The organism is Methylomonas sp. BG-2 (genome assembly GCF_057766305.1).
The window spans coordinates 1-8,653 of sequence record NZ_JBYMAP010000168.1 but is presented as its reverse complement, the minus strand read 5'-3'; the positions used below and the strand labels follow the sequence as shown (position 1 = coordinate 8,653).

The 8,653-nt window shown below is 56.6% G+C and carries 10 protein-coding genes; all 10 read left to right on the top strand.

The window, feature by feature from the left end; all coding sequences use genetic code 11:
* Positions 1–304: 304 nt before the first annotated feature.
* Complete coding sequence (locus AC3B8H_RS15210; RefSeq protein WP_488442390.1) at positions 305–1,522, top strand: type II secretion system F family protein; 1,218 nt, start codon at positions 305–307, stop codon at positions 1,520–1,522.
* An 18-nt stretch (positions 1,523–1,540) separates the two neighbouring features.
* Positions 1,541–1,966 carry a type II secretion system major pseudopilin GspG gene (gspG, locus tag AC3B8H_RS15205; RefSeq protein ID WP_064028101.1) on the top strand — a complete coding sequence of 142 codons (426 nt, stop codon included), beginning with the start codon at positions 1,541–1,543 and terminating at the stop codon, positions 1,964–1,966.
* The gene (locus AC3B8H_RS15200) at positions 1,966–2,457 is read left to right on the top strand and encodes a GspH/FimT family pseudopilin (protein ID WP_488442389.1); all 492 of its coding nucleotides are present in this window, start codon (positions 1,966–1,968) and stop codon (positions 2,455–2,457) included. The genes gspG and AC3B8H_RS15200 overlap by 1 nt, the downstream gene beginning before the upstream one ends.
* Complete coding sequence (locus AC3B8H_RS15195) at positions 2,444–2,857, top strand: type IV pilus modification PilV family protein (RefSeq protein WP_488442388.1); 414 nt, start codon at positions 2,444–2,446, stop codon at positions 2,855–2,857. The genes AC3B8H_RS15200 and AC3B8H_RS15195 overlap by 14 nt, the downstream gene beginning before the upstream one ends.
* A 5-nt stretch (positions 2,858–2,862) precedes the next feature.
* The gene (locus AC3B8H_RS15190) at positions 2,863–3,576 is read left to right on the top strand and encodes a type II secretion system protein GspJ (RefSeq protein ID WP_488442387.1); all 714 of its coding nucleotides are present in this window, start codon (positions 2,863–2,865) and stop codon (positions 3,574–3,576) included.
* A complete protein-coding gene (locus AC3B8H_RS15185) occupies positions 3,560–4,507 on the top strand; it encodes a type II secretion system minor pseudopilin (RefSeq protein ID WP_488442386.1) in 948 nt (315 codons plus the stop codon). The genes AC3B8H_RS15190 and AC3B8H_RS15185 overlap by 17 nt, the downstream gene beginning before the upstream one ends.
* Positions 4,504–5,691 carry a PilN domain-containing protein gene (locus tag AC3B8H_RS15180; RefSeq protein ID WP_488442385.1) on the top strand — a complete coding sequence of 396 codons (1,188 nt, stop codon included), beginning with the start codon at positions 4,504–4,506 and terminating at the stop codon, positions 5,689–5,691. The genes AC3B8H_RS15185 and AC3B8H_RS15180 overlap by 4 nt, the downstream gene beginning before the upstream one ends.
* Positions 5,684–6,262, top strand: coding sequence for a type II secretion system protein GspM (gene gspM, locus AC3B8H_RS15175; protein WP_488442384.1), 579 nt, complete (start codon positions 5,684–5,686; stop codon positions 6,260–6,262). Before AC3B8H_RS15180 ends, gspM begins: the two co-directional genes overlap by 8 nt.
* Positions 6,259–6,891 carry a hypothetical protein gene (locus AC3B8H_RS15170; protein ID WP_488442383.1) on the top strand — a complete coding sequence of 211 codons (633 nt, stop codon included), beginning with the start codon at positions 6,259–6,261 and terminating at the stop codon, positions 6,889–6,891. The genes gspM and AC3B8H_RS15170 overlap by 4 nt, the downstream gene beginning before the upstream one ends.
* Positions 6,881–8,653, top strand: a 1,773-nt coding sequence (locus AC3B8H_RS15165) for a secretin N-terminal domain-containing protein (RefSeq protein WP_488442382.1), incomplete at its 3' end; no start/stop codon positions are given. The genes AC3B8H_RS15170 and AC3B8H_RS15165, both read left to right, overlap by 11 nt.

The following is an 8,653-nucleotide window of genomic DNA, read 5'->3' as shown; positions in this document are numbered from 1 at the left end:
CGAATTGGCGCGAGGCGAACATATGCCTCATTTTTATGGCAAAGCGCCGCTCCTGACTAAGGACCAAAAGCGCCTGAAATAGCTAAAGGAAGATGGTAGTTTTGGCAATAACGTGGATTTGAACGATTTAAGCAAAACTTTAGAGGAATGGATTTACGGAAATCAACAAGAAAACAATATACAATTGCCACCAATTGAATTGATCTACTTCAGTCATTTACGTTTGGCTTGACCAAATCATTATTGCCCAAGCCGCTATTGAAAACATGAATGCCATAACTAAAAGCCATATGCAAATTAACTGATGCCTTTATTCTCCTACAAAGCCGTCAACAATCAGGGTCTCGCCGAGGAAGGCGTGCGCGATGCCGCCGACGAGCAGGCCCTGTTGTTGGAACTGCAAAACCAGGGTTTGATACCGATCCGCGTCGAAGCGGCCAGGGACAAGACCTTTCTCGGTTTCAAGCTGAAAACCGCCGGCGTGCGACTGTCCGCCAAGGAAATCGGCATGCTGACCGCCGAATTGGCCACGCTGTTGGAATCCGGCCTGCCGCTGGACCGCTCGCTGACGATCTTGCTGCAACTGACCGAGGATAAGCCCAAGCTCAACAAGCTGACCGCCGACGTGCTGGACAAGGTCAAGGGCGGCAAGGCGTTGGCCGACGCGTTGGAAAGCCAGACCGGCGTGTTTTCCAAGTTTTATCTGAACATGATTCGCGCCGGCGAGTTGGGCGGCAACCTGGGCGGGGTACTGCAGCGGCTGGCCGAGTATATGGAGCGCGCCCAGGAGCTGAAGGATACCGTCAGCACCGCGCTGATTTACCCGGCGGTGTTGTTGGTGATGTCGCTGGCCTCGCTGTTCGTGATGTTGACCTTCGTCGTGCCGCAATTCAAGGAAATGTTTGATAGCGCCGGCCAAGCCTTGCCGGTACCGACTCAAATCGTGGTCGGTCTGGCCGAATTCCTGCAAAGCTATTGGTGGTTGCTGCTGCTGGGCATCGCCGCCTCGGTGCAATATTTCAAATCCCAGCTCGGCGCGCCGGCCAGCAAGAAGGTCTGGGACGGCCGGTTTTTAAAAGCCCCGCTGGTCGGCGAAATCGTGTTGACGATGGAAGTCGCCAGCTTCAGCCGTACCTTCGGCACCTTGCTGGGCAACGGCGTGTCGATTTTGAAGTCGCTGGTCATCGTCCGCGAAACCGTCGGCAACACGGTGTTGGCCGAATCGCTGGATTATGCCGAGGCCCAATTGAAACAGGGCCGAACTTTATCGGAGGCACTCAGTCAACAAAGCCTGTTTCCCAAACTCGCGGTGCAAATGATTAAAATGGGCGAGGAAACCGGCCGACTGGAAGAAATGCTAATGCGGGTGGCCGGGATTTACGACAAACAATTAAAACAAACCATACAACGCATGCTGGCCTTGCTGGAGCCGGCGTTGATTATCTCGTTGGGCCTGATGATAGGCGGCATCATCGTCTCGATTTTGCTGGCCATCCTTAGCGTCAACGATCTGGCTTTTTAATCCGAGGAGAGACACGCAATGACACACACGATACGCCGCCAACGCGGCTTTACGCTGCTGGAACTGTTGGTGGTATTGGGCATTATCGCCATGCTGGCCGGCATCGTCGGCCCTCAGGTCATGAAACACATGGGCGCTTCCAAAACCAAGGCGGCCAGGGTGCAAATCGAGGACCTGGCGGCGGCGCTGGACATGTACAAATTGGACGAGGGCCGCTATCCGACCCAACAACAAGGCTTGCTGGCGCTGATCGAAAAGCCGTCCGACGCCAAGCGCTGGAACGGTCCCTATCTGCGCAAGGAAAAGATTCCGCAAGACCCTTGGAACGTCGATTACCACTATGTCTTCCCCGGCCAACACGGCAAGTTCGATTTGTTTAGCTACGGCGCCGACGAAAAAGAAGGCGGCGAAGGCGAGGAACAAGACATCAATAGCTGGGAATAATGACCCGGCCGCCCCGCCCCGCCGCCGCGCGGGGTTTCACTTTAATCGAGATGGCGATCGTGTTGCTGGTCGCCGTGCTCGGTTTCGCGGTCCTCGGCAACAATATCGCTTCCGGCAACCACGCCACCAAGCTGCAGGCGGTGGCGCGCGACATCGCCTCGGCGTTGCGCTACGCCCACGGCCAGGCCTTGTTGACCGGCAAAACCGCCGCGGTCACGATCAGCCTGGCCGATAACAGTTACCGGGTCGATAATCGCGACAAGACTTACGAATTCGCCGAGGACATCGACGTGTCGCTGGTGGTTGCCGAGGAAGAATTCGCCGACGGCGAGCAAGGCAGCATCCGCTTCTTCGGCGACGGCTCATCGACCGGCGGCCGCATCACGCTGGAATGGGGCAATCTGTCCAAGCAGATCGACGTGAACTGGATTACCGGCGAAGTCGCCATTTCGGCCGCCGAACCCGATCTGCTTGGCCATGCGACGGCTTGATGGCTTTTCGCTGCTGGAAATTTTAGTCGCCTTTTCAATCATGGCGATCGCGCTGACCATCGTGTTGCGGGTATTCGGCAACGGCGTCAACCACGCGGGCATTACCGAGGAATACACGATCGCGGTGCAAATCGCCGAATCGCTGATGGCCCGCACCGGCGTCGAAACCACGCTGGAGCCCGGCGAGTTGGACGGCAACGAAGGCGAGCGCTTCGATTGGCGGGTCAGCGTCCAACCGGTGCAAAACGGCGGCGTCCGCGAGAGTCTGCGCAAGCTGGCCGACGGCGAACCGGAACCGGCCGCGCAACTGATGCGGGTCAACGTCACCGTGGCCTGGGGCGACGAAGAGCCGCGCCGCACGGTTGAACTCAATACCTTAAAACTGACCACCACTCAATAACCGGCATGGACCGCCCGACACGCAACGGTTTTACCTTAATCGAAATGTTGATCGCGATGACGCTGCTCAGCGTCATCGTCGCGCTGCTGTTCGCCAGTTTGCGGATTGCCGCAGAAAGTTGGAACGTCGGCGAAGCCAAACTGACCGAAGTCAACCAAAAAGCCGTGGTCTACCAGTTTTTCAGACGCCATCTCAGCGGCATCAAACCGGTGCCGGCGCCGATCGAAGACAGCGAGTCGTCGCCGACCGGCCTGAGAACCGACAGCCCCGACACCGCCAGTCAAACCGCCGAGACATTGGCCTTCGAAGGCCGTTCGCACGCCGTTCGCTTCGTCGCAGCCTTGCCTTCGGCCTCGGCCCGCAAGGGCTTGCAAACATTTACCGTCGATACCGACCCCGATCGATCCTCGGTGATCCGGGTGTCGCTGGTGCCTTACGGCCAAGTGCCCGATGCCGCCGCCGAGACTACCGTGTTGCTGGAAAACGTCGAGGATTTCCAGCTGGCCTATTTCGGTACCAATGCGGAAACCGACAAAACCGCCTGGCACGAGCAATGGGTCAACGCCGAGCAATTGCCGCTGCTGATCAAGGTCCGCATCGTGTTAAAGGATCACAGTTTCTGGCCGGACATGATCTTTCCGGTCAGAATCAACGCGCGGCCGACGCTGACCGCGGCGCCGACCGACTCCGAGAGCGTGACCGATGGCGACCCGAATTAATCGGCCGCGCGGCTTCGCGCTGGTCATCGTGATCTGGATTTTGACCTTGCTCAGCATCATGGCCGGCAGTTTTGCGTTAAGCATGCGCCGGGAAAGCAGCGTCAGTTATGCGCTGCATAAGAATGCCGAAGCCATGGCGATCGCTGAAAGCGGCATCAATCTGGCTATTTTCAGGCTACAACAAACCGACAAGGATCAGCGCTGGCTGTCGGATGGCAGCGTTTACCAAGTGCCGACCGTGGACGGCGCCACTCGCATCAAGATTCTCGCCGAATCCGGCAAGGTGGACATCAACGCCGGCAAGGAAGAACTGCTGCAAGCGGTCATCGCCGGCGCGACCGGCGACGAAAAGGCACAGGCTCGCTTGGTGGATGCCATCGTCGATTGGCGCGATGCCGACGACGAGCCGCGCCAACACGGCGCGGAACGCAAGGAATATCAACAGGCCGGTCTGCGCCAGCGTCCCGGCAATCGGCCGTTCCAGTCCGTCGAAGAACTGCAACAGGTGCTCGGTATCGACGCTGAATTGCTGGAACGCATGCGGCCTTGGCTAACCGTGTATTCGGAACAAGCCGAAGTGGATTTCAAGGTCGCCGACCCGAAGCTGTTGCAAATCATCGGCGCCGAACTGAAAGAACGCAATGTTCATGATGTATACTTGGACAACCGTTTGGCGGCGCAGTCGTCGGACCAGGACGACACCGAAGAGACCGACGACGGCAGCGAAATCGCCGAGAACCAGGCTTTTACCATCACGGTGGAAACCCGAATCGGCGAAGACGCCGGCGCCGGACTCGAAGCGGTCATTAAGTTTCAGAATCAGAACCCGGATGAGCCGCCTATAAAAATCCTGGATTGGCACCCTCGGCAAGACGCGTTGTCGTTATTCGACCCGGCTATGGAATCCCAGCTAATTTTTGTTCAAGAATGAATTTACAAGCGACAATCGATTTTGACCTACGGCGGTTTTTCCGTTGGTGGGGCAAAGAGCTGAGCTACTGGATACCGGCCTCGGCGCTTGCGCTTTTAAGCGACCGTAGCGGCTACCTGATTTTCGCCGAAACCCCGGCCGGTTTGACCGCGACATTTATGCGCGACCCCGGCCAGCCCCCTCTGTTCAGCAAAGCCCTGAATCCGGACAACCCTGACGCTTATCGCGAGTTGTTGGCACAACAACCGGAACTCCAAAAAGCCGAAACCTTACTGAGACTGGAGGCGGGCCAAGGACTGAGCAAAACCATTTATTTGCCGCTAGCCGCCCAGGAAAATCTGGCACAAGTGGTCGGTTTCGAACTAGACCGATACACGCCGTTCAAGGCCGACGCGGTGTATTTTGCCAGCTTGCCGTTGGGGAAAACCGAATCCGGCCAACTACAGGTTCAATTGATTCTGACGCCGCGACCAGTGCTGGATCGCCTGCTCGAACAACTGCAAGGTTGGGGCGTGCAACCCAGCCGCGTTGATTACGCCGAAGCGTCGTCCGGCGACGACATCGCGGCGGATTACAATCTATTGCCGGAGCGTTTCCAGCCGCGCGGCAATCGCCTGTCGCAATCGTTGCACTGGCTTTTGAATGCGTTGTTCATCCTGTTGTTGTTGGCCGCGACGATCTGGCCGGTCTGGAGGGAAGGCGAAGCGGTTGACCGTTTGAAGGCCAGTATTAAAACCTTGGAAAAGGAAACGCGGCTGATCGAAGGCCAACAACAAGAAATCGAGGCCATTCGGAATAAAACCCAGCGCCTGATCGACCTGAAAACTCAAACCCCGTCGCAGATCGAAGTACTCAACGAACTCAGCAAACTGCTGAAAGACGATACCTGGCTGACCCACTTTCAGTACACCGACAAGCACCTGCAGGTCCAAGGCCAATCGCCGGCGGCTTCCGCGCTGATCGGCATCTTGGAAGCCTCGCCCTATTTCGCCAACGTGGCTTTCGTATCGCCATTGACGCAGGACAAGAACACCGGCCGGGAACGCTTTCAAATCAGTATGGATGTCACCGCCGTCGCGGAAGCCACGCCCTCGGAAACCGCCGATACCGTCGATGCCGCCGAGGAAACCGACGCCGATGCCGATTCGGCCGAAGACAGCGCGACTGGGACGACGAATGAATAATCCGCGTTATCAACGTTGGTTGGCATTGGGACTGTTGATCGGCGTCGTCTTGGCCTTGCTGTTTGCGATTCTGTTGCCGTTACTGAATCAATGGTTGGATTACCGCGACCAAAAAAGCGACTTGTTGTTCCGCCTGCAACGCCAACAAGCCGTTGCCGCCCGCAAACAGGGGGTGGCGGACAATTTACAAGCCTTGCAGCAACAATTCGAAGAACAGGATTATTTCTCGAACAGCACGACCGAGGCCTTGGCTTCGGCGGAACTGCAAAACGCAATCAAGACCGCGGTCACGGAAGCCGGCGGCCAGCTCACCAGCACTCAGGGCTTGCCGGGCAAGGCCGAGAACGAATTCGTGCGAATCTCCGTCAAGGTGCGGATGGTCTCTTCGATCGATGCACTCCGCCATGTGTTGCACAGTATCGAATCCTCGGTGCCGCTGTTGGTCATCGACCAACTGGACATCACCCCGGTCCGTGGCGCGCGCAATCGCGGCACCAACAAAATCGACCCCAGCACCCAACTCAACGTCAGTTTTCAGGTGGTCAGTTTCATGCGAGCCAAATCCCCATGAACCAAAAGCTGCTGAAACTGCAATTGCTAGGCTGCGGCTTGGCAAGTTTGACGTTGGCCGCCGAGTGGACTTACGGCAATCTTGCCTGGCACGATTTGCTAAAGGCCTTGGAGCCGCCCGCGCCCGCCGAATTTCAGAGCGAGGAACTACCGGAATTGTCTGAACGCCAGCGCTCGCTGGAGAGTTTCGCCGAAATCGTCGATCGCCCGGTATTTATCGAGGGCCGCCGGCCGATCGCGGACGCCGCGACCGCCGACGCGGCGGCGGGCCCGGATCTCGGCCAAATCGACGATTGGGCCCTGATCGGTATCTACAACAAAGACCGGAACCCGATCGCGCTGTTCAGCAAACGCAACGAAGCAAAAAAATTTCAAAAGCTCAACGAATCGCAAAGCATTTCCGGCTGGACACTTAAACAGATACTGGCCGACCGGGTCGTGCTAAGCCAAGCCGGCCAGGAAAAAGCCGTCGCGCTACGCAAGCCCAGACCGCAAATCAAACCGCCGGTGCCGGGCAGGCCCCCCGTACCGCCGAGGCCGGCGCAACCGCCCGCCACCATGCAACCGGCCCCAAAACCCAACGAACCACCCCCGCCCGTTGAAAATGTCGAGAACATCAATGACAACTAGTAAATTCACTCTCACACCGGTCGTGGCTTTAGCGCTGTCGATGACAGGTTGCGAGTTTATCGGTCCGCAATTCCACCAGAAACTGCCGTTGGCCGAAGTCAAACCGGCTTCAGGTGACCAACTGTCGCTACCGGAGTTGTCCAACGAAGCCGATAAGAACGCCGACAACAAAGTCACCAAGGTCGAATTGTTTCCGAACGGCGAACCGGTCATCAACGCCCAGGCCAACACTACGGCGGAACCCAAAAAATCAAGCGGGAAAGGCGAATACAGCCTGAATTTCGACGACGCCGATCTTGGCGAAGTGGCCAAGGTCATCCTCGGCGACATCTTGAATCGCAACTATACGATCAGTCCGCAAGTGACCGGTAAAGTCACGTTGCAAACCTCGAAACCGCTCAGTAAGGAAGAATTGATTCCGACGCTGGAAATGCTGCTGAGCCTGAATAATGCCGCGCTGTCGACGCTGGACGGGGTCTATTTGATCAAGCCGTCCAACGAAGCCATTTACAGCAGCTCGATCAACTCGCTGTCCGGTTCGAAAATGCCCAACGGTTATCAGGTCCGAATCATTCCGGTCAAAAACGTCGCCGCCGCCGAACTAGGCGAAATTCTGAAACCCTTGCTGCCGGAAAAAGCGCTGTTGCATGTCGATGCCAATCGCAATCTGCTGATGGTGGCCGGTTCCGGCGCCGAGCTGGGGCGGGTCATGGACGTGGTCAATACGTTCGATATCGATATTTTGAAAGGCCGTTCGTTCGCGCTATTCACACCAGCCCACGTTAGCGCCGGCAAGGTCATCGACGAGTTGGACCAAATCTTCAACCACAAACAGGAGAAGGACAAGGGCGGCGATTCCAGCTTCTTCCGTTTTATCGAAATCGAACGCTTGAACGCGATTCTAGCCATCACCCATCAGGCGCATTATTTGAAAGACATCGAAAACTGGATCTTGCGACTGGATAGGATCAATCCGGCGGCGGCCGGCGGTGTGAATGTCTACCGGGCGCAGCATGTCAATGCGATGGATTTGGCGGATACCCTGAGCAGCATTTACGGTAGCGGCGGCGGTCAGCGCAGTTCCAAAGCCTCAATCGCTTCCGGTCGGAAAAGCATGTCGGCCAGTAACCGCTCGTCTTCCGGCTCCGGCACTGGTTCCTCGAGCAGCTCCAGTTCTATTTCCGGCTCGAACTCCAGCAGCAGCCGTAACGATGCCAACGAACGCTCGCTCAGCGACCGCAACCAAGACCGCAACCGTAGCGGCGGCGCGGCAAGTGGCGTCGGTTCGGTACTCGGCAATGCTTCGACCGTGGGCTCGAACAATAACGATATGCCTAACGTGAAAATCATTCCCGACGAAGGCAATAACGCGTTGATTATCGTCGCGAATTCCGAAGAGTATGCCAAGATTCTTCGAGTACTAAAACAAATCGACGTTTTGCCTTTACAAGTATTAATCGAAGCGACGATTGTGGAAGTGACTCTGAAAAACGATCTTCAATATGGCATCGAATGGTATTTGAATAAGGGTCACAGTGCTATTTCCGGGGGTAACGTTGGCGCGGACGGCATTACGTTCGACAATATAGCCACCGGCGTTGCGACAGGGGGATTTTCGTACGCATTCAAATCCAGCAACATAAATGCAATATTGCACGCTGAGGCAACTAAGGACAATATCAACATCATTTCTTCACCGTCATTGATGGTTTTGAACAATCAAGAAGCATCAATAAAAGTCGGGGACTCGGTTCCGGTTCAA